The sequence below is a fragment of the Pseudomonas sp. BN411 genome, assembly GCF_029871235.1.
Classification (GTDB): domain Bacteria; phylum Pseudomonadota; class Gammaproteobacteria; order Pseudomonadales; family Pseudomonadaceae; genus Metapseudomonas.
Map to the genome: position 1 here is coordinate 371,475 of NZ_SSOM01000067.1, position 23,161 is coordinate 394,635.

The 23,161-nt window shown below is 62.1% G+C and carries 27 protein-coding genes and 1 pseudogene; 18 read left to right on the forward strand and 10 right to left on the reverse strand.

Going from position 1 to position 23,161, the window contains the following annotated elements; translation table 11 throughout:
* Nucleotides 1-101: 101 nt before the first annotated feature.
* Entirely contained in the window at nucleotides 102-293 is a 192-nt protein-coding gene (locus tag E8F06_RS14475) for a hypothetical protein (RefSeq protein ID WP_280368345.1), read from the forward strand.
* Nucleotides 294-301: 8 nt separating this feature from the next.
* Here E8F06_RS14475 and E8F06_RS14480 read toward each other — a convergent pair whose 3' ends face one another.
* Together E8F06_RS14480 and E8F06_RS14485 are read right to left on the reverse strand one after the other, a co-directional pair.
* Nucleotides 302-691, reverse strand: coding sequence for a hypothetical protein (locus E8F06_RS14480; protein WP_280368348.1), 390 nt, complete (start codon nucleotides 689-691; stop codon nucleotides 302-304).
* 121 nt (nucleotides 692-812) lie between these two features.
* Nucleotides 813-2,219 (reverse strand): PilZ domain-containing protein, encoded by a 1,407-nt coding sequence (locus tag E8F06_RS14485; protein WP_280368351.1) that lies wholly within the window; start codon nucleotides 2,217-2,219, stop codon nucleotides 813-815.
* A gap of 30 nt (nucleotides 2,220-2,249) precedes the next feature.
* Between E8F06_RS14485 and E8F06_RS14490 the strand changes: the two genes are divergently transcribed.
* Together E8F06_RS14490 and E8F06_RS14495 are read left to right on the forward strand one after the other, a co-directional pair.
* Nucleotides 2,250-2,729, forward strand: coding sequence for a TlpA disulfide reductase family protein (locus E8F06_RS14490; RefSeq protein WP_280368353.1), 480 nt, complete (start codon nucleotides 2,250-2,252; stop codon nucleotides 2,727-2,729).
* A 4-nt stretch (nucleotides 2,730-2,733) separates the two neighbouring features.
* A complete protein-coding gene (locus tag E8F06_RS14495; RefSeq protein WP_280368355.1) occupies nucleotides 2,734-3,009 on the forward strand; it encodes an acylphosphatase in 276 nt (91 codons plus the stop codon).
* Between the two features lie 42 nt (nucleotides 3,010-3,051).
* On the opposite strand, the gene E8F06_RS14500 is transcribed toward E8F06_RS14495, so the two are convergent.
* Both E8F06_RS14500 and E8F06_RS14505 read right to left on the reverse strand, forming a co-directional pair.
* Nucleotides 3,052-4,008, reverse strand: coding sequence for a hypothetical protein (locus E8F06_RS14500; RefSeq protein WP_280368357.1), 957 nt, complete (start codon nucleotides 4,006-4,008; stop codon nucleotides 3,052-3,054).
* Between the two features lie 8 nt (nucleotides 4,009-4,016).
* Entirely contained in the window at nucleotides 4,017-5,732 is a 1,716-nt protein-coding gene (locus tag E8F06_RS14505) for a proline--tRNA ligase (protein ID WP_280368359.1), read from the reverse strand.
* Between the two features lie 113 nt (nucleotides 5,733-5,845).
* Here E8F06_RS14505 and E8F06_RS14510 point away from each other — a divergent pair, with 113 nt between their 5' ends.
* Nucleotides 5,846-6,253, forward strand: a complete 408-nt coding sequence (locus tag E8F06_RS14510) for a PaaI family thioesterase (protein WP_280368580.1) — start codon at nucleotides 5,846-5,848, stop codon at nucleotides 6,251-6,253.
* Nucleotides 6,254-6,360: 107 nt separating this feature from the next.
* On the opposite strand, the gene E8F06_RS14515 is transcribed toward E8F06_RS14510, so the two are convergent.
* Nucleotides 6,361-7,698 carry an OprD family porin gene (locus tag E8F06_RS14515; RefSeq protein WP_280368361.1) on the reverse strand — a complete coding sequence of 446 codons (1,338 nt, stop codon included), beginning with the start codon at nucleotides 7,696-7,698 and terminating at the stop codon, nucleotides 6,361-6,363.
* Nucleotides 7,699-8,404: 706 nt separating this feature from the next.
* Between E8F06_RS14515 and E8F06_RS14520 the strand changes: the two genes are divergently transcribed.
* Both E8F06_RS14520 and E8F06_RS14525 read left to right on the forward strand, forming a co-directional pair.
* Entirely contained in the window at nucleotides 8,405-8,830 is a 426-nt protein-coding gene (locus tag E8F06_RS14520; protein WP_280368363.1) for an HIT domain-containing protein, read from the forward strand.
* Nucleotides 8,831-8,833: 3 nt separating this feature from the next.
* Nucleotides 8,834-9,040, forward strand: a complete 207-nt coding sequence (locus tag E8F06_RS14525; RefSeq protein WP_280368365.1) for a SlyX family protein — start codon at nucleotides 8,834-8,836, stop codon at nucleotides 9,038-9,040.
* Between the two features lie 43 nt (nucleotides 9,041-9,083).
* Here E8F06_RS14525 and E8F06_RS14530 read toward each other — a convergent pair whose 3' ends face one another.
* The 5 genes and pseudogenes from E8F06_RS14530 to E8F06_RS14550 form a co-directional block, all read right to left on the reverse strand.
* A complete protein-coding gene (locus E8F06_RS14530) occupies nucleotides 9,084-9,308 on the reverse strand; it encodes a cold-shock protein (protein WP_162945915.1) in 225 nt (74 codons plus the stop codon).
* A gap of 54 nt (nucleotides 9,309-9,362) precedes the next feature.
* Nucleotides 9,363-9,686: pseudogene (locus tag E8F06_RS14535) on the reverse strand (cold shock domain-containing protein membrane protein); the annotation flags it as partial.
* A 151-nt stretch (nucleotides 9,687-9,837) separates the two neighbouring features.
* The gene (locus E8F06_RS14540) at nucleotides 9,838-10,905 is read right to left on the reverse strand and encodes a GGDEF domain-containing protein (protein WP_280368367.1); all 1,068 of its coding nucleotides are present in this window, start codon (nucleotides 10,903-10,905) and stop codon (nucleotides 9,838-9,840) included.
* 105 nt (nucleotides 10,906-11,010) lie between these two features.
* A complete protein-coding gene (locus E8F06_RS14545) occupies nucleotides 11,011-11,481 on the reverse strand; it encodes a Dps family protein (protein WP_151136205.1) in 471 nt (156 codons plus the stop codon).
* A 134-nt stretch (nucleotides 11,482-11,615) separates the two neighbouring features.
* Nucleotides 11,616-12,434, reverse strand: a complete 819-nt coding sequence (locus tag E8F06_RS14550; RefSeq protein ID WP_280368369.1) for an SDR family NAD(P)-dependent oxidoreductase — start codon at nucleotides 12,432-12,434, stop codon at nucleotides 11,616-11,618.
* 272 nt (nucleotides 12,435-12,706) lie between these two features.
* Here E8F06_RS14550 and aspS point away from each other — a divergent pair, with 272 nt between their 5' ends.
* The 12 genes from aspS to ybgF all read left to right on the forward strand — a co-directional run bounded on the left by aspS (nucleotide 12,707) and on the right by ybgF (nucleotide 23,099).
* The gene (gene aspS, locus E8F06_RS14555) at nucleotides 12,707-14,482 is read left to right on the forward strand and encodes an aspartate--tRNA ligase (protein WP_280368372.1); all 1,776 of its coding nucleotides are present in this window, start codon (nucleotides 12,707-12,709) and stop codon (nucleotides 14,480-14,482) included.
* Nucleotides 14,483-14,544: 62 nt separating this feature from the next.
* Nucleotides 14,545-15,294 (forward strand): YebC/PmpR family DNA-binding transcriptional regulator, encoded by a 750-nt coding sequence (locus E8F06_RS14560; protein WP_280368374.1) that lies wholly within the window; start codon nucleotides 14,545-14,547, stop codon nucleotides 15,292-15,294.
* Nucleotides 15,295-15,430: 136 nt separating this feature from the next.
* The gene (gene ruvC / locus E8F06_RS14565) at nucleotides 15,431-15,955 is read left to right on the forward strand and encodes a crossover junction endodeoxyribonuclease RuvC (RefSeq protein WP_280368376.1); all 525 of its coding nucleotides are present in this window, start codon (nucleotides 15,431-15,433) and stop codon (nucleotides 15,953-15,955) included.
* Nucleotides 15,956-15,976: 21 nt separating this feature from the next.
* On the forward strand, nucleotides 15,977-16,582 hold the full coding sequence (ruvA, locus tag E8F06_RS14570; protein ID WP_151136196.1) for a Holliday junction branch migration protein RuvA: 606 nt from the start codon (nucleotides 15,977-15,979) through the stop codon (nucleotides 16,580-16,582).
* Nucleotides 16,583-16,588: 6 nt separating this feature from the next.
* Entirely contained in the window at nucleotides 16,589-17,641 is a 1,053-nt protein-coding gene (gene ruvB, locus E8F06_RS14575) for a Holliday junction branch migration DNA helicase RuvB (protein WP_280368378.1), read from the forward strand.
* A 92-nt stretch (nucleotides 17,642-17,733) separates the two neighbouring features.
* Nucleotides 17,734-18,180 (forward strand): tol-pal system-associated acyl-CoA thioesterase, encoded by a 447-nt coding sequence (gene ybgC, locus E8F06_RS14580; protein WP_271472139.1) that lies wholly within the window; start codon nucleotides 17,734-17,736, stop codon nucleotides 18,178-18,180.
* A gap of 2 nt (nucleotides 18,181-18,182) precedes the next feature.
* A complete protein-coding gene (gene tolQ, locus E8F06_RS14585; RefSeq protein WP_190831225.1) occupies nucleotides 18,183-18,878 on the forward strand; it encodes a protein TolQ in 696 nt (231 codons plus the stop codon).
* Between the two features lie 34 nt (nucleotides 18,879-18,912).
* Nucleotides 18,913-19,371, forward strand: coding sequence for a protein TolR (gene tolR, locus E8F06_RS14590; RefSeq protein WP_151136188.1), 459 nt, complete (start codon nucleotides 18,913-18,915; stop codon nucleotides 19,369-19,371).
* A complete protein-coding gene (tolA, locus tag E8F06_RS14595; RefSeq protein WP_280368382.1) occupies nucleotides 19,371-20,411 on the forward strand; it encodes a cell envelope integrity protein TolA in 1,041 nt (346 codons plus the stop codon). The genes tolR and tolA overlap by 1 nt, the downstream gene beginning before the upstream one ends.
* Entirely contained in the window at nucleotides 20,408-21,712 is a 1,305-nt protein-coding gene (gene tolB / locus E8F06_RS14600) for a Tol-Pal system beta propeller repeat protein TolB (RefSeq protein ID WP_280368384.1), read from the forward strand. Before tolA ends, tolB begins: the two co-directional genes overlap by 4 nt.
* 58 nt (nucleotides 21,713-21,770) lie before the next feature.
* Nucleotides 21,771-22,268 (forward strand): peptidoglycan-associated lipoprotein Pal, encoded by a 498-nt coding sequence (gene pal / locus E8F06_RS14605; RefSeq protein WP_028627602.1) that lies wholly within the window; start codon nucleotides 21,771-21,773, stop codon nucleotides 22,266-22,268.
* A gap of 6 nt (nucleotides 22,269-22,274) precedes the next feature.
* Entirely contained in the window at nucleotides 22,275-23,099 is an 825-nt protein-coding gene (gene ybgF, locus E8F06_RS14610) for a tol-pal system protein YbgF (RefSeq protein ID WP_280368386.1), read from the forward strand.
* Nucleotides 23,100-23,161 lie beyond the last annotated feature (62 nt).

Here is a 23,161-nt window from a genome sequence, read left to right on the forward strand (position 1 = left end):
AACTCCGCTGCGGTCCATGCAACAGCAGGCCGCAGTGATTGGCATGTTTATGGCACTGACAAGGAAGAGGCCATCAAAACGATGGCCAGGGGATGGAAGCGATGGGTACCGCGAAAGACAAGCTGATTCACTTGCACGAGCGCGCACCGCAACGGGCGCTGGAGGGATTGAACCGGGTGACCGGGCTGAAATTCCGTCACTGGCCAGAATCCCTGGCCCCGCTGACTTTGCAAGAAGAGCAGGACGAAACCGAGCGGCCGGCCCTTGAGGGCAATCGCGCTCTACCTGGCTGAAACCGGTTTCAGGCGCGGACTTGGCGACTGGCCTGCTCGGCCAGCTCCACCGCTTGCACGAAGAGTTCTTCCACCAGCAGCCCCTTGATCGGAACGGCGGAGCGCAGGCGCACCTGCATCTGTTCTATCTTTTGCTTGAACGGCAAGCGGGCGACGCCCGACAGCAGGATCTTGCCCTTGGGGTTGAGCTTGCCGTGATCCACCGCAACCTCGCGGCGCTGGCTGCCATCCATGTAGACCACCATCAGTGACACGGGCAGATCCGTCATGCCGGGCAGGTGCAGCCAGGCCGCCACATTGAAGTCCGCCACCCGACCGTCGAAGGCCGTGAGGGTGGAGCGGGCGACTTCGACGACGCGGGCAGGAACCGGGCCGATCAGGCTGTCGTGCTGTTGCATGGGGCATCCAGGCTGGAAAGGGTACGTTCGTACCGGTGGTATTCAATTATAAGCAGCCAATCCCATGCGAACTGTGCGCCTTGGCCGCCGGCTGGCGTGACCCGCCTCGCAGTTTGACCACTCAGGCAAGCTGCAGGGGATAGCGAGCCACCAATGAGGTGCGGAGGTTGGGGGCCGGTAGCGGGACGATGGCCTGATTGTGGACGCTGGCCAGTTGCAGCCAGAGATTTTCCCCTTCAACGAACTGCTTGCCCGGTAGCCAGAGACCGTGATGCCAGCCATTGCCGGGCTCGGGCGTGCTTTGCAGGACGCCGGGGTGTGTCTGGGCGCTGGGTGCGCGGCGTAGCCAGACCGGGCGGGGCAGGCCCTTGAGGTAGCGCACGCCGAGGTGCAGGCCCTCGGTGTTCTGGTAACGCCAGCGCACCAGCGCGAGGACCGGTGTGCTCTGGGTCTGCACCAGCACCAGTTGGCCTACCGGTAACTGGTTCGCGAGGTTGCCATGGCAGAGCAGGCGGGCGCCGCCCGGGCTGGCATCGAGCACCTGGGCGCCGCTGCGACCGGGGTGTTGCGTCAGTAGGTCAGCATGGATGGAGCTCAGGCCCACCACCAGCTGGCAGCTTCCGGTCTGTTCGGTACGGGGGTGGCGGCGTTGCTGTCGTCCCAGCCAGTGTTGGCGGACCCTCTCCAGGAGCTCGTGCTCGCTCTCGCTGCGCAGGGGCGAGGGCTCATGCAGGGCGATCAGCAGGGCACCCAATTCAAAGCGGCGCAGGTAGGTATTGGCGCCATCGGGGTGCTGGTCCAGCGGCAGACAGGGTTGGGACTCGGTCAGGTCGACGGTCGGGCTGCCGTTCTCGTCGTCCTCGTCCCACGGCAGCAGCCGCGCAAGGCCGGCGATCGGCGCCAGGGCGCCGAAGAGAAGCGGGCATTCGCCTTCGCTCAGGTGGAAGGGGTTGCTCAGGGCAAGCAGTAGCATCTGCTGGTAAAGCCCCCGCAGAGTATTGGCCGGCGTGGGGCGGAAGGCGGCGGCGACCGGTTCGTCCAGGCACTGCTGGTGCTCGCCGATCCAGTACAGCAAATGGCTGTCGCGCCAGAGCCCTGGGCCTGGCTCCTGATAGAGCTGGTAGTGGCGCAACTGGGTCTGGGCGAGGAAGTGCTGGGCCATGTATAGGCACCAGGCCAGGTGCGGGCGTGACGGCTGGTGACCCTGGAGAATCTGCAGCAACAGGCGTTTGAAGCCGCAGGCCAGTTCGTCGCAGAGCTTGACGAAGAGGCCGGATGGCACAGCCCGGTCCTGAGCAGCCTGGGTGTAGTGGCGGAACTCCTCGCTGAAACTTTGCAGCACGCGCTGCCTTTCGAGTAAGGTCAGAGCGCTGCGGTTGAGCCTGAACAAATGAGCCAGGACCTGCTGCAGGGCACTATCCTGAGGGAGTTGGCGCGCTTGTGCGAGGAGCGTCGGCACGCTTGCCAGCGGAGTGCTGTTCTCTTCCAGGATGTCCGGCACTTCCAGGCGCAAGGCATCCAGCGTCATATCAACCCCGCGTACACGAGGACCGAATGCATGGGATCGCGACTCCAGGCTGTAATAGGGGTGTTCGCTCTGATGGGCGCCGGCCTGCTCCTGGCCAGCTGCTCGGACGACGTGGGCGTCGATCAGCATGGGCAGAAGGTAACGGTTGAGCGCCTCGAAGGCCAGTGGCTCGTTATCAATTACTGGGCCGAGTGGTGCGCGCCCTGCCGTACGGAAATTCCCGAGTTGAACGCCCTCGCGGAGCAACAGAAGGACAAGGGCGTGAAAGTGCTGGGCGTCAATTTCGACGGGCTGCAAGGCAGCGAGCTTGGCCAGGCCACGCAGAAAATGGGCATCCAGTTCACCGTACTGGCGGAGGACCCGTCCAAGCGTTACGACCTGCCTCGGAGCGAGGCTCTGCCTGTCACCTACATCATCGATGCCCAGGGAAAACTGCGGGAGCGCCTGATGGGTGAGCAAACTGCCGCCGGCCTCACCGCCCGCCTCGAAGAATTGCGCAAGGGGGGCTAGGGGCATGGCAAAAATCTGTCTGCACGGCTACGTGAGCGGCAAGGTCCAGGGTGTCTATTACCGCCAGTCGACCCAGGAACAGGCCGACCGCCTGGAGCTGGATGGCTGGGTACGCAACCTGGCGGATGGCCGGGTCGAGGTGCTTCTGGAGGGGGAGGAAGACGCTGTGCGCGAATTGGCCGGCTGGCTTGAACAGGGGCCTGCCGAGGCGAAGGTGACCGGCGTTGAGCTTCAGGAGCAACCGCTGCAGGGAATTACCGGCTTCATCGTGCGGCGCTGATGCCGCGAGGCGGGAGCGAGACGCGCTCGCTCCCGGATTCACTCAGTCCGAATCGCCCGGATCGGCTGCCAGGCGCCCGGCATCCTTCATCAGCGACTGGAGAAACTCCTGCTGCAGTTCCGGATCGTTTCGGGTCAGCTCGATCAGGCTCTGCTCCAGTTCGCTGGCTTCTTCTTCCAGGCCCAGTTCCGACAGGCGCTTGACGCGATGGACCCACTGCGGGACTTCATCGTCCTCCAGGTCTTCGAAGATCAGCGAATGGGCTTCCGCCAGCTTTCCGCGCAGGGAGTGGCTGATGCCCAGGGTGGCGTCGGCTCGGGCGCTGTCCGTGGGATCTTCGACGCTCAGCTGCAACTTGCCGATGCGGCTGACGTCCTGATCGGCAAAGGGACCGTCCAGCAGATTGAGACGCAGGATGCCATTGCGATCGGTGAGCAGCTCATGGGTGTGGTTGCCCAGCTTGACCAGCACCGGACGCTCCGCCCATGGCGTGCTGGAGTATTCCATGCGCTTGTCCATCTGCTTCTCGTCGAGGCTGGCCAGGTTCTGTTCGGAACGGCCGTTGGACTCGACGTTCATTGCCGGGTTGAGGCCGGCGAAGCCATAGCTGATCCAGTCCCTGGTGGCGGTGTCTGGCAGACTGCCGAGCAGTACCACATTGAGCACATTGGCGCCGACGCCAGCAACCACTGCTACCGCACCCAGCGGAACCTCGTAGAGTTCCCGCCAGGGCTGGTAGGGGGTGTAGCGGTCGTAGTGACGGCTAACCTCGAACTCGGTGACTTCGAAGGTCTTCTGCTCGTTGATGCGGACGCGTCGCTGCGGCAGTTCCAGGACCTGGGGATCACCCACCTCGATCTGCAGGCTGTGATTGAGCAATTTGCGCTCGACTCGCTCCTCGTGCTCGCTGCGTTGCGGCAAATGGTTGGCACAACCGCTGACGAAGAGGGCGCCGCACAAGGCGGCGCCGGTCAGGTAATGGGAACTGCGCTTGGACATTTTCTCGATCAGCGATTCACGCGGGCAGTGATGAAGGACAGAACCTCAGTGACCGCTACAGCCTGGTTGTCGGCCTCGCGGCGGTTCTTGTATTCCAGGTTGCCTTCGGCCAGGCCACGCTCGCTCACCACGATGCGGTGCGGAATGCCGATCAGCTCCATGTCGGCGAACTTCACGCCAGGGCTGGTCTTCTTGTCACGGTCGTCCAGCAGCACGTCGACGCCCGCAGCGCGCAGTTCAGCGTAGAGCTTGTCGGTCGCTTCCTTGACGGCCGGGGTCTCGTACTTGAGCGGCACCAGGGCGACCTGGAAGGGCGCCAGGGCCGCCGGCCAGAGGATGCCGCGCTCGTCATAGTTCTGCTCGATAGCGGCAGCCACCACGCGGGACACGCCGATGCCGTAGCAGCCCATGATCAGGGTCACCGGCTTGCCTTGCTCGCTCAGCACGCTCAGCTTCATGGCTTCGCTGTACTTGGTGCCCAGCTGGAAGATGTGGCCCACTTCGATGCCGCGCTTGATCACCAGGGTGCCCTTGCCGTCCGGGCTCGGGTCGCCAGCGACCACGTTGCGCAGGTCGGCGACTTCCGGCAGCGGCAGGTCGCGCTCCCAGTTCACGCCGAAGTAGTGCTTGTCGTCGATGTTGGCGCCGATGGCGAAGTCGCTCATCAGGGCAACGGAACGGTCGACTACGCAAGCCAGCGGCAGGTTCAGCGGGCCGAGCGAGCCGGCACCGGCACCAATGGCTTGGCGCAGTTCGGCTTCGCTGGCGAACACCAGCGGGTTGGCAATCTGGGGCAGGTTGGCAGCCTTGATTTCGTTCAGTTCGTGGTCGCCACGAATGATCAGCGCCACGAGGGTGCCTTCCTCGGCGCCGTGGACCACCAGGGTCTTGATGGTCTTCTCGATCGCCAGACCGAAGTTTTCCACCAGGTCGGCAATGGTCTTGGTGTTCGGGGTGTCGACCAGCTTCAGCTCCTGGCTCGGTGCGGGACGCTCGGTCTCGCGGGGCAGGGCTTCGGCCTTTTCGACGTTGGCGGCGTAATCGGAGCTGTCGCTGAAGGCGATGTCGTCTTCACCGGACTCGGCCAGCACGTGGAACTCGTGGGAGCCGGTGCCGCCGATGGAGCCGGTGTCGGCCAGTACGGGACGGAAATCCAGGCCCAGGCGGCTGAACACATTGCAGTAAGCCTGGTGCATGCGGTCGTAGGTTTCCTGCAGCGATTCCTGGTTCATATGGAAGGAGTAGGCATCCTTCATCACGAACTCGCGGCCCCGCATCAGGCCGAAGCGCGGACGGATCTCGTCACGGAACTTGGTCTGGATCTGGTAGAAGTTCAGCGGCAGCTGCTTGTAGCTATTCAGCTCGTTGCGCGCCATGTCGGTGATGACTTCTTCGTGGGTCGGGCCGACGCAGAAATCGCGCTCATGGCGATCCTTCAGACGCAGCAGCTCAGGGCCGTACTGTTGCCAACGACCGGATTCCTGCCACAGTTCGGCAGGCTGCACGGCGGGCATCAATACTTCCAGCGCACCAGCGGCGTTCATCTCTTCGCGGACCACCGCCTCGACCTTGCGCAGAACACGCAGGCCCATTGGCAGCCAGGTGTAGAGGCCGGAAGCGAGCTTGCGGATCATGCCGGCGCGCAGCAGCAACTGGTGGCTGATCACCACGGCATCGGCGGGGGTTTCCTTGAGGGTAGACAGCAGGTACTGACTGGTACGCATGTTTGGCCGTTTTGTCGGTTGCGATGGGTTTGAATGGCTCGGCATTGTACGGCGCTGATCAAGTGGCGTACAGGATTGTGGTCCGGCAGAGCGGGGAGGGCGACGTAGTGAGTCTGACAGCGGAGCAGGTGGAGGCGCTCATTCGCAATGGTGTGCCAATGGCGGAAGACATCGACCTCCGGATCGAGCGGATGGATGAGCGGGGAGCGCTGGCGCGCGTGCCCTTCCAGCCCAGATTGGTGCGACCGGGAGGAACATTGTCCGGGCCTACAATCATGGCGTTGGCCGATGCCGCCATGTATGCAGTGGTGTTGGGACGGTTGGGTAAAGTCGAAATGGCAGTGACATCCAACTTGAATATCAACTTCCTGGCCAGACCCAAGCCGGTGGATCTACTTGCCGAGGCGCATATTCTTAAACTGGGTCGGCGTCAAGCGGTATGTGAAGTTTCACTTTATTCACAAGGGGCGGAAGAGGATCTAGTTGCGCACGTGACCGGTACTTATGTATTGCCGCACTGAACGTGGTGAATGTTTTTTGAGCAGTAGTTGATTCATTTCCAAAAAAAGAAGCCCGACATTCTCATGTCGGGCTTCCTTTTTGATGTATCGAAGTACCGATCCTGTGATTACAGGATGCTCAGCGGGTACTCGACGATCAGGCGGAACTCGTCGATATCGCCTTCGGCCTGATCGTCGTTGGCGCGGTGGAACGCCTGACGAGCACGGAAGGACAGGTCTTTGGCCGCGCCTTCCTGGATTACGTATTTCAGGTCCAGGTTGGTTTCGCGGTGCTTGCCGTCGGCGCCTTGCAGGTCGGCGTAGCCGCCGTCCGGGTCAGCCTTGGTGCCGTCGATGTCGTCGCCGTAGACGTAGGTGGCCATGAAGGTCAGGCCCGGTACGCCGTAGGAAGCCATGTTCAGGGTGTAGCCAGCACGGTAGGACTGCTCGTTCGCGCCGTTGAAGTCGGAGTACTGCATGGAGTTGGACAGGAAGATCGAGTCACCGCCGACGTAGTCGAACGGAGTGTCACCGTCTACTTTCTGGTAGGCCAGCAGGAAGCTGTGCGCGCCAATGGTGTAGGTGGAGGCGATGCTGAAGGTGGTGTTGTCGATCTCGCCCTGCAGCTTCTTACCAGTGTCGTTGGTCTGGTAGATGTTGAAGTCGAAGTTCAGGCTCTGGTCGTCAGTGATCGGCAGGGTGTAGTTGGCGTTGCCGTAGTACTGGTTCCAGGTGTCTTCGAACTTGGCGCCGTACAGGGATACGCTCAGCTGGTCGTTGATGCCGTAGGCGCCACCGACGTAGTCCATGGTCTTGCCGACTTCATTGGCACCGTAGTTGATCAGCAGCTCGTCATCGCTGTTGGTGGAGTCACGGTTGTTGTAGGCAGTGAAGTGACCGGCTTCGAGAGCCAGGTTCTCGATTTCTTCGCTGCTCAGGTGGAAGCCGGTGGCGGTTTCCGGCAGCAGGCGGCTGTGGGAAGTGGCAAATACCGGTGCGGTGGTGCGCATTTCGCCGTATTTCAGCACGGTATTGGACAGGCGCAGCTTAACTGCACCACCCGCTTCACTGTAGTCGTCCTGCGGGCGACCGTCGGATCCGATCGGCAGCAGGCCAGTGCCGGTGCGACCACCGCCCGAATCCAGTTTGATGCCGAGGAAGCCATAGGCGTCAGCGCCGAAGCCCACAGTGCCCTGGGTGAAGCCCGACTCATAGAAGCCCATAATGCCGTGGGCCCACTCTTCGCGGTAACCCTTACGCTCATTGGCGGGTTTGAGTGCATTGCGACCGGAGTTGTTACGACCACCGTCGCGGAAGTCGCGATTGAAGTAGTAGTTCTTGTTAAGCAGATTCAGGCTGCTGTCTTCCAGGAAGCCCTTGGAATCGCTTTGGGCGCTGGCAAAAGCCAATTGAGTGGTACCGGCGGTCACGGCCAGAGCCAGTGCGCTCCACTTCATCACTTGCATTGTGATTGCTCCTTTGGTTTTGAAGATTCTCGCCGCTTTCTTTATTGATTGAAGGCGGTTCTTTCTTTTTGTGTCGGCGCTAACTTATAGCACGGCGACAATATTGGCGATAGTTGAAACCTAGTCCTTACGATTTCTTCACAGTGCTGTCGCAAATCGAGAAGAAGTGTGTCGCATATCTATAGGTTCGCTCTTGCATCCCTTCAACCCCTATGTATCCGAGGCACGGTGCGGGTGGGCGTCCATTGGATTCGCTCCCCTTCCCGCGTGTGACCTGGCTCCAGCCAAGCAACAAACGTGCACAAACGACCAAGTATGGAAAGAAAACTGGCATTTGCCACAGGGGGCGCTCGCTGCCGCTCTTCCAGTGCCTGATCTACCTATGCCTGATACGAAAAGCCACTGCCCTGAAATGAGGCATTTTGCGCGCTAGATGGCTATTGACAGGCATTGCCTGAACGGTCTGGGAAAGCCTCTACCCCGCGTCGTGGCAGGCGGTGCGTAACCCGAGTGTGGCGGTAGGTAACGAAATGTTAAGCGTGCGCGATCCTGGTGCGCGTCGTGACAGAGGCTTCCTCTATATAGGTGGTGCCAACGAGCGAGTTCCGCTCGCCGTGAGCCTTGGCTATGCTGCGCGCCCCTGTGCCGGTCGTTAGGTCGGGGGTGCTAATCTCGAATTCCCTACAGTCGAACAGGAGAGGCCAGTATGTTCGCCCTGGACCCAAGACTTCAGCAGGACACCCTGCCCATCGGTGATTTCCCCCTGTGCCGGCTGCTGTTGATGAATGACGCCCAATACCCCTGGTTCATTCTCGTGCCGCGTCGCGAAGAGGTCAGCGAGCTGTTCCAGCTCAGTGCTGACGAGCAGCGCCAGCTCTGGCAGGAAACCACTTTCCTGGCCGAGACCCTCAAGGACACCTTCGGTGCCGACAAGATGAACGTCGCAACCCTGGGCAATGTAGTCAGCCAGTTGCACATGCACGTGATCGTGCGTCGCCGCGAGGACGTGGCCTGGCCGTCGCCGGTCTGGGGTCGTCATCCGGCGGTGGCCTACTCGCCCGAGCAAGTGGCCGCCATTCTCGCCAAGCTGCGTCTGGTGTTGGCCGATGATTTCCGCTTTGTGGAGGGTTGAGGCATGAGTCTGGAAATGCGCATCGCTGACCTGGAGAGCCGGCTGGCCTTCCAGGACGACACCATCCAGACCCTCAACGACATCCTGGTCGAACAGCAGCGTCTGGTGGATCGCCTGCAACTCCAAGTGTCGGCTCTGGCCAGGCGTCAGGAAGAGCTCCTCAGCCAGTTCGGGTCGAACGAGGATGAGGCGCCACCGCCTCATTATTGAGGGCACAAAAAAGCCCGCCAATTGGCGGGCTTTTTCATCTGTTTCAGCGTCGGCTGGGGAGAGCGGCAATCACATCTTCTGCCTGCAGGCCTTTGTCCCGCTGGATGACCGAGAACTCCACGCGCTGCCCTTCGATGAGCACGCGGTGACCTTCCCCGCGGATGGCGCGGAAGTGCACGAAGATGTCATCCCCGGAATCGCGAGAGATGAAGCCGAAGCCCTTGGATGTGTTGAACCACTTCACCGTTCCGGTTTCGCGGTTGGACATGTCCTGGGGTAGCAGCGGAGCCTGGGTCACCTTGCGCAGGTTGATGGCCAGGTGCAGGGCAACGGCGAGGATCACGGTCAGAAGGCTGACGAGGATGGCCGGTTGAGCACCGATTTCGGGCATCGGCGCCAGGAGGATCAGCGTTTGCAAGATCACCGCCAGGACCAGCAGGGCTGAGACGAGGGTCTGCAGCTGGTTGTGCAGTCCCTTGGCCCAGGCCGGAACCACCGGTGCCAGCAGCAGGTTGAGCAGGCCGAAGAAGGCCAGGTAAAGGGCTTCGGGTTGTTGCAGGTAGGGCAGGGCGTCGGCGCGCAGGCTAGGAATGAAGGACAGCAATAAAGCGGCAGCGCCCGTCAACAGATGGACGATTTTCAACATGTTCAATGGATTCACCTTGGAAACGGAATCTCAGACGGAAAAGAGCCGGTACATGCGGGATGAAAAGGGCATGGAGCCGGCCTATGCCGCAGGTCACAGGTCGACTTGCGGCACCGGCTGTATTTAACAGCAAAGGACAGGGCTACTCAAATCAAGCGGTTAGCGCTGCTTCAGGGGCTGCGGGATGCACCTGGTTGCGGCCATTGCGCTTGGCCTGGTAGAGGGCGTCGTCGGCTCGGGTGATGAGACTTTCGAGGGTGTCGCCGGGTTCCGCGAGGGCGAGGCCGAAGCTTGCGGTGATGGTGTCGAGCACTTGATCCGTGCGGCGGACCTTCACGCGCAGCGCCTGCATTTTATTGCGCAGTTGCTCGGCGAAGGTGCGGGCTGTGTTCAGGTTCTGGCAGTCACGCAACAACACGCAGAATTCTTCCCCACCGTAACGACCCGCCATGCCGCGAGGTGGTAGCAGTTCCCGCAGTAGCTGGCCGACGTGCTGGAGCACGCGATCCCCGAGCGGATGGCCGAACTGGTCGTTGAATTGTTTGAAGTGGTCGATATCCAGCATTACTAGCGCGAGGCCTTCCTGGCCGTTCTTCAGGGACTGTTCCAGCAGGCGGGTGAAGGCCTGGCGGTTGAATACCTGGGTCAGGCCATCCAGCGTGGCAGCCAGCTGTGCACGCTCCAACTGGTTACGCAGGTGTTGGATTTCCGCTTGGGCGGCCTGCAGGCGATAGAGGAATTGCTCCTGCTGTTCCTGCATCAGTTGGGTGCTTTCCTGCAGGTGGTTCAGCACGCTGGGAAGGTCGTCGATGATGGGCTCGTGGAGTGCCGCCAGTCCGGCTGTCAGGCTGCTCTGGTACGCCTGGCTACCGCTGACGCTGCGGCTGACATCACCCTCGATATCATCCACCAGGTCGATGACCTGCTGCTGCCCCTGGCGCGCTTCCTCAAGCTCGCCACGGATGATGTACTCGCGAAACAGCTTGAGGGCCGAATCAGGGGGGAAGACATCGAAGTCGTTGGTGATCTTGTCCAGGCGGCGATTGAGGTCAGGCTCCATGCCCTTGCTGTAGGTGTACCAGAGGGCGTAATGCACCGGGTTCGGCGGAATGGAGTGCCGCACCATATGAGGAACGGCCTGCTTGAGCAGGTCGGCGGCCTCACGGGTTTCTTCGGGGAAAAGCTCAAGCAGCGACGGATGTTTCGGAGGCTGGCTCATGCACTTCACTGTGGAGGGATGTCGAATTGCCAGAGCATAGATCAGGCGGACTGTCGCGCATAGCGAAAGGCCCGGTTTCCCGGGCCTTTTTGAAGCGCCTGAAGGTCAGGCGGCGAGCAGGCTGCGGAGCATCCACGCGGTTTTTTCGTGGACTTGCATGCGCTGGGTCAGCAAGTCAGCGGTGGGCTCGTCGCTGACCTTGTCCAGCAGCGGGAAAATGCCACGGGCAGTGCGGACTACCGCCTCCTGGCCCTGCACCAGTTGTTTGATCATGTCTTCGGCGGCCGGCACACCTTCTTCTTCCTTGATGGAGGACAGGCGGGCGTAGGCTGCGTAGGTGCCGGGGGCTGCGAAGCCCAGGGCGCGGATACGCTCGGCGATGGAGTCGACCGCCAGGGCGAGTTCGTTGTACTGGCCTTCGAACATCAGGTGCAGGGTGTTGAACATCGGGCCGGTGACGTTCCAGTGGAAATTGTGGGTCTTGAGATAGAGGGTGTAGGTGTCAGCCAGCAGGCGGGAGAGGCCCTCTGCGATGGCTGCGCGATCCTGTTCCGCGATTCCGATGTTGATTTCCATACCAGTTCTCCTCTCGGTAGCTTGCGGCCCAGACCGGGCCCGTGATGGAAAAAGCCTAACACGGGCCGGGTACTGGTCAGCCTTGTCTTCTATCAATGAATGCAATGCTCAGAAGTTATTGGTCATCGCTGGCTTCATTTCTTATTTAGCAGTTTGCCCAGTAGCCGCGGGTAGCTGGCGGGCAGTAAACGTTGCAGGTGATCGAGGAAGCGGGCGTCGGCGCCGACCATGATGCGTGGCTGTCCGGCTTGCATGCCCTTGATGATGACCTGCGCCGCCTGCTGTGCCGAGGTGCGCGCCAGCTTGTCGAAATGGACGGCCGCCTTGGCTGCATCTGTCTTGCCATCGATACCCCGATAGAAGCGTGCCGAGCGGGCGATATTGGTGCGGATGCCGCCCGGGTGAACGCAGCTGACCTTGATGGCGGTGCCGCAGAGTTCCTGTCGCAGTGCTTCGGTGAAGCCTCGCACCGCGAACTTGCTGGCATTGTAGGCGCCCTGGGTGGGCATGCTGACGATGCCAAAGATGCTCGATACGTTGACGATATGCCCTTCGCCCTGGTTCAGCAGGTGAGGAAGGAAGGCCTTGGTGCCGTGGACCACGCCCCAGAAGTTGATGCCCATCAGCCATTCGAAATCGTCGTAGCGCAGCTCAGCGATGGTTTGGGAAACCGCCACGCCGGCATTGTTGATCACCAGGTCGGTTCGCCCGTGTCGGGCCATAACGCTGTCGGCGAAAGCGTGAACGGCCTCGCGATCGGAGACGTCCAGTGCGTGGGTGGATAGTTGCAGGCCTTCGCGGCGCAGTGGCGTTGCGGTGGCTTCGAGACCGTCGGCGTCGATGTCGGCAAGGGCCAGATGGCAACCCATGTCTGCCAACTGATGGGCGAGGGCGCGGCCGATGCCGGACCCCGCTCCCGTGATGACTGCGACTTTCCCTGCAAGCGACTGCATCTTCACTCCTTCCTTGTGTGCTTCGCGTCCGTCCGTCGGGCGAGTGCTGGCGAGCTTAGACACTGCCCGGTGGCCCAGCAAGGGAACCCGCTCCCGATCAGGGCTCGCGGGGTGGAGGGGAGGGCGGCTGCGCGGTAGCAATTTACGCTATATAATCCCGCTCTTTGCCGCGAACCCCGGCCTGTCCGGCAGGGGGTTGCACCTCCGCCGGATGCTCCGTCGCCTCAGGGCGGGCGGACGAATTCACGACTCAAGAGAAGCGAAACACGACCATGATGCGCAGCCACTATTGCGGCCAACTGAACGAGAGCCTGGACGGCCAGGAAATCACCCTCTGCGGTTGGGTACACCGCCGCCGCGACCACGGCGGGGTCATTTTCCTCGATATCCGTGATCGCGAAGGCCTGGCCCAGGTGGTGTTCGACCCGGATCGCGAAGAAACCTTCGCCCGCGCCGACCGTGTCCGCAGCGAGTTCGTGGTCAAGATCACCGGCAAAGTCCGCCTGCGTCCGGAAGGCGCGCGTAACTCCAACATGGCGTCCGGTGCCATCGAAGTGCTGGGCTACGAGCTGGAAGTCCTCAACCAGGCCGAGACCCCGCCGTTCCCGCTGGACGAATACTCCGACGTGGGCGAAGAAACCCGCCTGCGCTACCGCTTCATCGACCTGCGTCGTCCGGAAATGGCTGCCAAGCTGAAGCTGCGCGCGCGCATCACCAGCAGCATCCGCCGCTACCTGGACGAAAACGGCTTCCTCGACGTCGAGACTCCGATCCTCGGTCGCCCGACTCCGGAAGGCGCACGCGACTACCTGGTGCCGAGCCGTACCTACCCGGGCCACTTCTTCGCCCTGCCGCAGTCGCCCCAGCTGTTCAAGCAGCTGCTGATGGTGGCCGGCTTCGACCGCTACTACCAGATCGCCAAGTGCTTCCGTGACGAAGACCTGCGTGCCGACCGCCAGCCGGAATTCACCCAGATCGACATCGAGACCAGCTTCCTGGAAGAAAGCGACATCATCGAAATCACCGAGAAGATGGTGCGTCAGCTGTTCAAGGAAGTGCTGGATGTCGAGTTCGACGAGTTCCCGCACATGCCGTTCGAAGAAGCCATGCGCCGCTATGGCTCCGACAAGCCTGACCTGCGTATCCCGCTGGAACTGGTCGATGTAGCCGACCAACTGAAGGGCGTGGAATTCAAGGTGTTCTCCGGCCCGGCCAACGATCCGAAAGGCCGCGTCGCCGCTCTGCGCGTACCGGGCGCCGCTTCCATGCCGCGCAGCCAGATCGACGATTACACCAAGTTCGTCGGCATCTATGGCGCCAAGGGCTTGGCCTACATCAAGGTCAACGAGCGCGCCAAGGGCGTCGAAGGCCTGCAGTCGCCGATCGTCAAGTTCATCCCCGAAGAGAACCTCAATGTGATCCTCGACCGCGTCGGCGCGGTTGATGGCGACATCGTGTTCTTCGGCGCCGACAAGGCCAAGATCGTCTGCGACGCACTGGGCGCCCTGCGTATCAAGGTCGGCCATGATCTCAAGCTGCTCACCAAGGAGTGGGCGCCGATGTGGGTCGTGGACTTCCCGATGTTCGAAGAGAACGACGACGGCAGCCTGACTTCGCTGCACCATCCGTTCACCTCGCCCAAGTGCTCTCCGCAGGAGCTGGAAGTCAACCCGGCCGCCGCGCTGTCCCGCGCGTACGACATGGTGCTCAACGGCACCGAACTGGGCGGCGGTTCCATCCGTATCCACGACAAGTCCATGCAGCAGGCGGTATTCCGCGTGCTCGGCATCGACGACGCGGAGCAGGAAGAGAAGTTCGGCTTCCTCCTCGATGCGCTGAAGTACGGTGCACCGCCGCACGGTGGCCTGGCCTTCGGTCTGGACCGTCTGGTGATGCTGATGACCGGCGCTTCTTCGATTCGCGAAGTGATCGCCTTCCCGAAAACCCAGAGTGCTGGCGATGTCATGACCCAGGCACCGGGTACCGTGGACGCCAAGGCCCTGCGCGAGCTGAACATTCGCCTGCGCGAACAGGCCAAGGCCGAGTAATCAGAACCAACCCAAGACGGCGCCACAGGGCGCCGTCCGTTATAGAGAGTACGGAGTGAGTTATGGCTGGTCATTCCAAATGGGCCAACATCAAGCACCGCAAAGAACGCCAGGATGCCAAGCGCGGCAAGATCTTCACCAAGCTCATCCGTGAGCTGACCGTTGCTGCCAAGCATGGTGGCGGCAACCCGGCGGACAACCCGCGTCTGCGTCTGGCTGTGGATAAAGCGCTGACCGCGAACATGACCCGCGACACCATCGATCGCGCCATCGCCCGTGGTGCCGGCTCCAACGAAGCCGACAACATGGTCGAACTCAGCTACGAAGGTTACGCACCGAGCGGCGTGGCCATCATCATCGAAGCCATGACTGACAACCGCAACCGCACCGCGGCAGAAGTGCGTCATGCCTTCAGCAAGTGCGGCGGCAACCTGGGTACCGATGGTTCGGTGGCCTACATGTTCGACCGCAAGGGCCAGATCAGCTACGCGCCTGGCGTGAACGAAGAAGCCCTGATGGAAGCAGCCCTGGAAGCTGGTGCTGATGACGTCGTGGCTGACGAAGACGGCTCCGTCGAGGTCTACACCACCTTCGCCGACTTCCTCTCGGTGAACGAGGCGCTGACCGCCGCCGGCTTCAAGGGCGACGAGGCTGAAGTGGCGATGATCCCGTCGATCACCGCGCCAATCGCCGACCTGGAAACCGCGCAGAAGGTGATGAAGCTGATCGACATGCTGGAAGACCTGGACGATGTCCAGAACGTCTACCACAACGCTGAGATCTCGGACGAGATCATGGAGCAGCTCGGCTGAGTGCTGGCGTGATCCCGAAGCCGGAAGTCGCCTCGAGCGCTTCCGGCTTTTTTGTTGGCGGACGGCTCCGTATACTCGCGGCTGGATAAATAGACAGTGTGCTGGCCTTGTACCGGCCTGTGGAGTTGGCGGCTGCATGACCCTGATTCTTGGTATCGACCCCGGTTCGCGCATCACCGGCTACGGTGTGGTTCGTGACACCGGGCGTGGCTGCGAGTACATCGCCTCGGGCTGCATCCGTACCGGCGCTGGCGCGTTGCACGAGCGCCTGCAGATCGTCTTTCGCGGCGTCAGCGAAGTCATTCGCTCCTATGAGCCGGTGACCATGGGCATCGAGCAGGTGTTCATGGCGCGCAATGCCGATTCCGCCCTCAAGCTGGGTCAGGCCCGTGGTGCCGCCATCGTCGCGGCGGCCGAGGCGGGCCTCGAGATCGCCGAATACACTGCCAGCCAGGTCAAGCAGGCTATCGCCGGTACCGGCGGTGCCGACAAGCAGCAGGTGCAGATGATGGTGATGCACCTGCTCAAGCTGGTGCAGAAACCGCAGATCGACGCCTCGGACGCCCTGGCAATCGCCCTGTGCCACGCGCATCACCGGCAGAGCCTTATTCCCCATGGACTGGCCACCGCCAAGCGGCGTGGCGGCCGTCTCCGTTTGTAATCAATTCAAAGGACGCTATTCGTGATTGGACGCCTGCGCGGCAACCTGGCGGAAAAGCAACCGCCGCACCTGATTCTCGACGTCAACGGTGTTGGCTATGAGCTGGAAGTGCCTATGACCACCCTCTATCGCCTTCCTTCGGTGGGTGAGCCGGTGACCCTGCACACCCACCTGGTGGTGCGCGAGGATGCTCATTTGCTCTATGGCTTCTTCGAGAAGCGTGAGCGCGAGCTGTTCCGGGAGCTGATCCGCCTGAACGGCGTTGGTCCGAAACTGGCCCTGGCGCTGATGTCCGGCCTGGAAGTGGATGAGCTGGTGCGCTGCGTGCAGGCGCAGGACACCTCTACCCTGGTGAAGATTCCGGGCGTCGGCAAGAAGACCGCTGAACGCCTGCTGGTGGAGCTCAAGGATCGCTTCAAAGCCTGGGAAAGCATGCCGGCCATCGCCACCCTGGTGGTCGAACCCAGGGTTGGCGTGGCAGTCTCCAGTGCGGAGAATGACGCCCTGGCCGCACTGATCGCCCTCGGCTTCAAGCCTCAGGAAGCCAGCCGCGCGGTCTCCGCTATCAAGGAAGACGGGCTGTCCAGTGAAGAAATGATCCGCCGCGCCCTGAAAGGAATGGTGTAAGTCCGCATGATCGAAGCCGACCGCCTCATCACTGCCAGCAGTCGCGACCGCGACGAACAGCTGGACCGTGCCATTCGCCCGTTGCGGCTGGCCGACTACATCGGCCAGCCGGTGGTGCGCGAGCAGATGGAGCTGTTCATCCAGGCTGCCAAGGGGCGCAGCGAGGCCCTCGACCATACCCTGATCTTCGGCCCGCCTGGTTTGGGCAAGACGACCCTGGCGAACATCATCGCCAGCGAGATGGGCGTAGCCATCAAGAGCACCTCTGGCCCGGTACTGGAGCGGCCCGGCGATCTCGCGGCGCTGCTGACCAACCTGGAAGCCGGCGACGTGCTCTTCGTCGACGAAATCCACCGCCTCTCACCCATCGTCGAAGAGGTGCTCTATCCGGCGATGGAGGACTTCCAACTCGACATCATGATTGGTGAAGGCCCGGCGGCCCGTTCGATCAAGCTGGACCTGCCACCCTTCACCCTGGTGGGTGCCACCACCCGTGCCGGCATGCTGACCAACCCGCTGCGCGACCGCTTCGGCATCGTCCAGCGCCTGGAGTTCTATAGCACCCAGGACCTGTCGACCATCGTCGCCCGATCCGCCGGTATCCTCGGATTGCAGATCGAGCCCGAGGGCGCCTTCGAGATCGCGCGGCGTGCCCGTGGTACGCCGCGGATCGCCAACCGCCTGTTGCGTCGGGTGCGAGATTTCGCCGAGGTTCGTGGTGAGGGGCACATCACCCGCATCATCGCCGACAAGGCACTGAATCTGCTGGACGTCGATGAACGTGGCTTCGACCACCAGGACAGGCGTCTACTGCTGACGATGATCGACAAGTTCGATGGCGGCCCGGTGGGGATCGACAACCTGGCGGCGGCGATCAGCGAAGAACGCCACACGATCGAAGATGTTCTCGAGCCCTACCTGATCCAGCAGGGCTACATCATGCGGACGCCGAGGGGGAGGGTGGTCACCCGTCATGCCTACTTACACTTCGGGCTGAACCTGCCCAAACGTATGGCGGACAATCCGACCGCCGATCTGTTCGGTTCGGGTGACGATTAGACGCTTCCGTGGTCGAAGCGCTCGGCAGGGATGCAGCCATGAAAAAACAGTTGCCTGGCCGGATTGGCAACCTTAGGAGTAAGCACTAGAGTATGCGCGCGCAAAATGGGGCCCAGCCGTTCCAGCATCGCTGTCGTGTCTATTACGAAGACACCGATGCCGGCGGAATCGTCTACTACGTCAATTACCTCAAGTTCATGGAGCGGGCTCGAACCGAGCGTCTGCGCAGTCTGGGCTTTGCCCAGTCCGAGCTGGCCGGGGAGAACCTGCTGTTCGTCGTGCATTCGGCCGAGGCGCGCTATGTGGCGCCTGCGAAGCTGGACGACGAGCTGAACGTCAGTGCCGAGGTAATGGAGTTGAACCGTGCGAGCCTGCGTTTTCGTCAACAGGTCAGGCGCGCTTCCGATGATGCACTGCTATGCGAAGGGCAATTCCTGATTGCCTGTGTACGTGCCGACAGTTTGAAACCCCGGGCGATTCCCGAAGCGCTGCGTGAAGCCTTCGCCGCCGACCCGGGTCTATTCCCAGCAGGAGATTAAGCGTGGAAGCCAACGTCGTCGACCATACCTCCATGTGGAGCCTGATCAGCAACGCCAGTATCGTGGTGCAGCTGGTCATGCTGACCCTGGTGGCCGCATCGGTCACCTCCTGGATCATGATTTTCCAGCGCAGCAACATGCTGCGTGCCGCCAAGAAGTCCCTGGAGACTTTCGAAGAGCGCTTCTGGTCCGGTATCGACCTGTCCAAGCTGTACCGCCAGGCGGGCAGCAACCCGGACCCGGACTGCGGTGTGGAGCAGATCTTCCGTGCCGGCTTCAAGGAGTTCTCCCGTCTGCGCCAGCAGGCCGGCGTCGACCCGGACGCGGTGATGGAAGGTGTTGCCCGTGCCATGCGCGTGGCCATCTCCCGTGAGGAAGAGAAGCTTGAACAGAGCCTGCCGTTCCTCGCCACTGTCGGTTCCACCAGCCCGTACATCGGCCTGTTCGGTACCGTGTGGGGCATCATGAACTCCTTCCGCGGCCTGGCCCAGGTACAGCAGGCGACCCTGGCCACCGTGGCCCCCGGCATCGCCGAGGCTCTGATCGCCACTGCGATCGGCCTGTTCGCCGCGATCCCGGCCGTTATCGCCTACAACCGCTTCGCCGCTCGCGGTGAAACCCTTGTTGGCCGCTACTACACCTTCGCCGACGAGTTCCAGGCCATCCTGCACCGCAAGGTGCATACCAGCGACGAGTAAGTCGCCGGGACCCTGACAGGAAAGGTTTCAAGCAATGGCCAGAATCCGCCAAAAACGCAAACCGGTCGCCGAGATGAACGTCGTGCCTTACATCGACGTCATGCTCGTGCTGCTGGTGATCTTCATGGTCACCGCGCCCATGCTCAACCAGGGCGTCAAGGTCGACCTGCCGAAGGTCTCCAGCGAGGCCCTGCCGCAGGACAACAATGCTCGCGTCCTGACCATCTCCATCAAGGCCGACAAGTCCTACTACTGGAACATGGGCGAAGAGGTCCAGACCGACCAGACCCGCAAGAGCGAGACCTCGGTTTCCCTCGACCAGCTGGTCCAGGCGGCCTCCGGCATCATGGCCGAGAACAGCCGCCAGGGTAAGACCGTGCAGGTCTTCGTTCGTGGCGACAAGACAGTCGACTACGGCGCCGTGATGGCTGTGATGGGCGGCCTGCAGAAGGCTGGCGTGGCCAACGTCGGGCTGATCACCGAGGCGCCCTGATGCAGCAGCAGAGCGAACGCTCCTCCTCGGAAAGCTACTTCTGGCCGACCATCTGGGCCGTGTCCCTGCACGCCCTGATGTTCGGCATGCTGTTCGTCAGCTTCGCCTTCACCCCGGAATTGCCGCCTTCCCGGCCGATCGTGCAGGCCACCCTGTACCAGCTCAAATCCCAGAGCCAGGCCACTACCCAGACCAACCAGAAGATCGCCGGCGAGAAGAAGCAGACCACTGCTCCTCAGTATGAAACCGAGCAGCTGGAGCAGAAGAAGGCTGAGGAACAGAAGGTAGCGGCGGCAGCCAAGGCGGCGGAACAAAAGAAAGCCGAGGAGGCTCGAAAGGCCGACGAAGCGGCGAAGAAGGCCGAGGAAGCCAAGCAGGTAGCTGAAACCAAGAAAGCTGAAGAGGCGAAAAAGGTCGAAGAGAAGAAACAGGCCGATTTCGCCAAGAAGAAAGCCGAAGAGGAAGCCAAGAAAAAGGCGGCCGAAGAGGCGAAGAAGAAAGCCGCTGAAGAGGCTAAGAAAAAGGCCGCGGAAGAGGCGAAGAAGAAAGCGACAGCCGAGGCGGCGAAGAAAAAGGCCGCGGAAGAAGCCAAGAAGAAGGCTGCTGCTGACGCTGCGAAGAAGAAATCGGCAGACGAAGCCAAGCGCAAGGCTGCCGAGGACAAGAAAGCTGCGGCACTGGCCGAGCTGCTGTCCGAGGATGTGGGTCACCAGCAGGCCCTGGCTGACGAGGTCGGTGACCAGGTCGCAGGCAGTCTCGATGACCTGATCATCAAGCTGGTCAGCGAGCAGTGGCGCCGTCCGCCATCGGCACGTAACGGCATGAGCGTAGAGGTACTGATCGAGATGCTGCCTGACGGCACCATCACCAACGCCAGTGTCACCCGCTCCAGCGGCGATGCGCCCTTCGACAGCTCGGCCGTTAGTGCGGTCCGCAGCGTTGGCCGCATCCCCGAAATGCAACAATTGGACCGCGCTACCTTTGACCAGATGTACAGGCAGCGCCGCATCATCTTCAAACCGGAGGATTTAGGTCTGTGAAAACCCTGATTCGTATCGTCCTGATCGGAGTCGCCATGCTGGCCGGCTCCGTCCAGGCCGCTGACCCGCTGGTGATCACCAGCGGTACCGACCGGGCGACCCCGATCGCCGTGGTGCCCTTTGGCTGGCAGGGCGGCACCGTGCTGCCCACCGACATTTCCGAAGTCGTCGGCAATGACCTGCGCAACTCCGGTTACTTCGAGCCGATCCCGCGCCAGAACATGATCAGCCTGCCGACCCAGGCCAGCGAAGTGATCTTCCGCGACTGGAAGGCCCTGGGCGCCCAGTACGTGCTGGTAGGCAGCGTCGTTCCGGCCGGTGGCCGCCTGCAGGTGCAGTTCGCCCTGTTCAACGTCACCACCGAGCAGCAGGTCATGGCTGGGAACGTCAGCGGCTCCACCGACCAGCTGCGTGACATGGCGCACTACATCGCCGACCAGTCGTTCGAGAAGCTCACCGGCGTCAAGGGTGCGTTCTCCACCCGCATGCTCTACGTGACCGCAGAGCGCTTCTCGGTGAACAACACCCGTTACACCCTGCAGCGTTCCGACTACGACGGTCAGCGCGCCGTGACCCTGCTGCAATCCCGCGAGCCGATCCTGTCGCCGCGCTACGCGCCGGATGGCCGTCGTATTGCCTATGTGTCCTTCGAGCAGAAGCGTCCGCGCATCTTCGTCCAGCACATCGACACCGGCCGCCGCGAGCAGATCACCAACTTCGAAGGCCTGAACGGCGCTCCGGCCTGGTCTCCGGAAGGCAATCGCCTGGCGTTCGTGCTGTCCCGCGATGGCAACCCGGAGATCTACGTGATGGACCTGGGCAGCCGCCAGTTGCGTCGCGTGACCAATAACATGGCGATCGACACCGAGCCGTTCTGGGGCGCCGATGGCCAGACCATTTATTTCACCTCGGATCGTGCCGGCAAGCCGCAGATCTACAAGGCCAACATCAACGGTGGCGAGCCGCAGCGCGTGACCTTCGTGGGCAACTACAACGCCAACCCGAAACTATCGGCTGACGAGAAGATGCTGGTGATGATCCACCGTCAGGACGGCTTCACCAACTTCAAGGTGGCCGCCCAGGATCTGACCCGCTCGGGCAGTGCTCCGCGCATCCTTTCCGGCACTAGCCTGGACGACTCTCCCACTGTTGCGCCTAATGGCACCATGCTAATCTACGCAACTCGCCAGCAGGGGGGCGGCGTGCTGATGCTCGTGTCTACAAACGGGCGCGTACGAGTCCCGATTCCCACAGTTCAGGGCGACATTCGCGAACCGTCCTGGTCGCCGTACCTGAACTGAAGCGGTCCTTAAAAAATACCTTTGCTAAACACACCTGGGGTTCATTAGGAGTTACATGATGGAAATGCTGAAATTCGGCAAATTTGCCGCTCTCGCTCTGGCTATGGCCGTAGCTGTTGGTTGCTCGTCCAAAGGCGGCGAAGGCACTGGCGAAGGTGCCGTTGACCCGAACGCTGGCTACAACGCCGGTGGTAGCGGTGTAGATGGCAGCATGAGCGAAGAAGCCGCTCTGCGCGCTATCACCACCTTCTACTTCGAGTACGACAGCTCCGACCTGAAGCCGGAAGCCATGCGCGCTCTGGACGTACACGCCAAAGACCTGAAAGCCAACGGCAACCGCGTTGTCCTGGAAGGCCACACCGACGAGCGTGGTACCCGTGAGTACAACATGGCTCTGGGCGAGCGTCGTGCCAAGGCCGTTCAGCGCTACCTGGTTCTGCAGGGCGTTTCCCCGGCTCAGGCCGAACTGGTTTCCTACGGCGAAGAGCGTCCGGTTGCCACTGGCAACGACGAGCAGTCCTGGGCGCAAAACCGCCGCGTAGAACTGCGTAAGTAATTCGCTATGCGCAAGCCCAGTCGTGCTCTGACTTTCCTGGCCCTCTCCGGTCTGCCGTTCGCGGCGCTGGCTGAGGTTCCCGTGGTGGACAACGACGCCGGTTACGGCGGTAGTTATCCGCCGGCCGGTTACGGTACGACTGGCGCTGCCTACGCCGGGACAGGGGCCCCCGCGGCCCCCGTCTCCGCGCAGGGCGAGCTGTTCATGCAGCTCCAGCAAATGCAGGAAGAGATCACTCGCCTGCGTGGCATGCTCGAGGAGCAGCAGTACGAAATCCAGCGCCTGAAGCAGGAAAGCCTGGAGCGTTACCAGGACCTCGATCGTCGCCTTTCCGGTGGTGCCGCCGCTGGCGCACCGGTAGCCCCGAATTCCCCTGCCGCTGGCGCACCCGCTGCCAACGGCACCCCCGCCGCTCCCGCGCAGCAACCGGCTGCCAGCAGCGAGCCGGGTGACCCCGCGAAGGAAAAGCTCTACTACGACGCTGCCTTCGACCTGATCAAGCAGAAGGACTTCGACAAGGCCAGCCAGGCCTTCAACGCCTTCCTGCGCAAGTACCCCAACAGCCAGTACGCCGGCAACGCGCAGTACTGGCTGGGCGAAGTGAACCTCGCCAAGGGCGACCTGCAAGGTGCCAGCCAGGCCTTTGCCCGTGTCGGCCAGGCCTACCCGCAGCATCCGAAGGTGCCGGACTCCCTGTACAAGCTGGCGGATGTCGAGCAGCGCCTGGGCAATACCGACAAGGCCAAGACCATCCTCCAGCAGGTCATCAGCCAGTTCCCGGGCAGCTCGGCCGCCCAACTGGCCCAGCGCGACCTGCAGCGTCTGCCCTGATCCCGGACCTCCGATTCACGAAAACCCGCGCCAGTCGCGGGTTTTTTCGTTAGAATCGCCGA

Coding starts and splice junctions, on each gene's coding strand:
- ybgC (WP_271472139.1), top strand. CDS start 17,734: ATGCGCGCGCAAAATGGGGCCCAGCCGTTCCAGCATCGCTGTCGTGTC.
- ybgF (WP_280368386.1), top strand. CDS start 22,275: ATGCGCAAGCCCAGTCGTGCTCTGACTTTCCTGGCCCTCTCCGGTCTG.
- E8F06_RS14485 (WP_280368351.1), bottom strand. CDS start 2,219: ATGACGCTGGATGCCTTGCGCCTGGAAGTGCCGGACATCCTGGAAGAG.
- pal (WP_028627602.1), top strand. CDS start 21,771: ATGGAAATGCTGAAATTCGGCAAATTTGCCGCTCTCGCTCTGGCTATG.
- E8F06_RS14495 (WP_280368355.1), top strand. CDS start 2,734: ATGGCAAAAATCTGTCTGCACGGCTACGTGAGCGGCAAGGTCCAGGGT.
- E8F06_RS14475 (WP_280368345.1), top strand. CDS start 102: ATGGGTACCGCGAAAGACAAGCTGATTCACTTGCACGAGCGCGCACCG.
- E8F06_RS14530 (WP_162945915.1), bottom strand. CDS start 9,308: ATGTCCAACCGCGAAACCGGAACGGTGAAGTGGTTCAACACATCCAAG.
- ruvB (WP_280368378.1), top strand. CDS start 16,589: ATGATCGAAGCCGACCGCCTCATCACTGCCAGCAGTCGCGACCGCGAC.
- aspS (WP_280368372.1), top strand. CDS start 12,707: ATGATGCGCAGCCACTATTGCGGCCAACTGAACGAGAGCCTGGACGGC.
- tolR (WP_151136188.1), top strand. CDS start 18,913: ATGGCCAGAATCCGCCAAAAACGCAAACCGGTCGCCGAGATGAACGTC.
- E8F06_RS14490 (WP_280368353.1), top strand. CDS start 2,250: ATGGGATCGCGACTCCAGGCTGTAATAGGGGTGTTCGCTCTGATGGGC.
- E8F06_RS14525 (WP_280368365.1), top strand. CDS start 8,834: ATGAGTCTGGAAATGCGCATCGCTGACCTGGAGAGCCGGCTGGCCTTC.
- E8F06_RS14560 (WP_280368374.1), top strand. CDS start 14,545: ATGGCTGGTCATTCCAAATGGGCCAACATCAAGCACCGCAAAGAACGC.
- E8F06_RS14480 (WP_280368348.1), bottom strand. CDS start 691: ATGCAACAGCACGACAGCCTGATCGGCCCGGTTCCTGCCCGCGTCGTC.
- E8F06_RS14500 (WP_280368357.1), bottom strand. CDS start 4,008: ATGTCCAAGCGCAGTTCCCATTACCTGACCGGCGCCGCCTTGTGCGGC.
- ruvC (WP_280368376.1), top strand. CDS start 15,431: ATGACCCTGATTCTTGGTATCGACCCCGGTTCGCGCATCACCGGCTAC.
- E8F06_RS14505 (WP_280368359.1), bottom strand. CDS start 5,732: ATGCGTACCAGTCAGTACCTGCTGTCTACCCTCAAGGAAACCCCCGCC.
- E8F06_RS14545 (WP_151136205.1), bottom strand. CDS start 11,481: ATGGAAATCAACATCGGAATCGCGGAACAGGATCGCGCAGCCATCGCA.
- tolA (WP_280368382.1), top strand. CDS start 19,371: ATGCAGCAGCAGAGCGAACGCTCCTCCTCGGAAAGCTACTTCTGGCCG.
- E8F06_RS14515 (WP_280368361.1), bottom strand. CDS start 7,698: ATGCAAGTGATGAAGTGGAGCGCACTGGCTCTGGCCGTGACCGCCGGT.
- E8F06_RS14550 (WP_280368369.1), bottom strand. CDS start 12,434: ATGCAGTCGCTTGCAGGGAAAGTCGCAGTCATCACGGGAGCGGGGTCC.
- E8F06_RS14520 (WP_280368363.1), top strand. CDS start 8,405: ATGTTCGCCCTGGACCCAAGACTTCAGCAGGACACCCTGCCCATCGGT.
- E8F06_RS14540 (WP_280368367.1), bottom strand. CDS start 10,905: ATGAGCCAGCCTCCGAAACATCCGTCGCTGCTTGAGCTTTTCCCCGAA.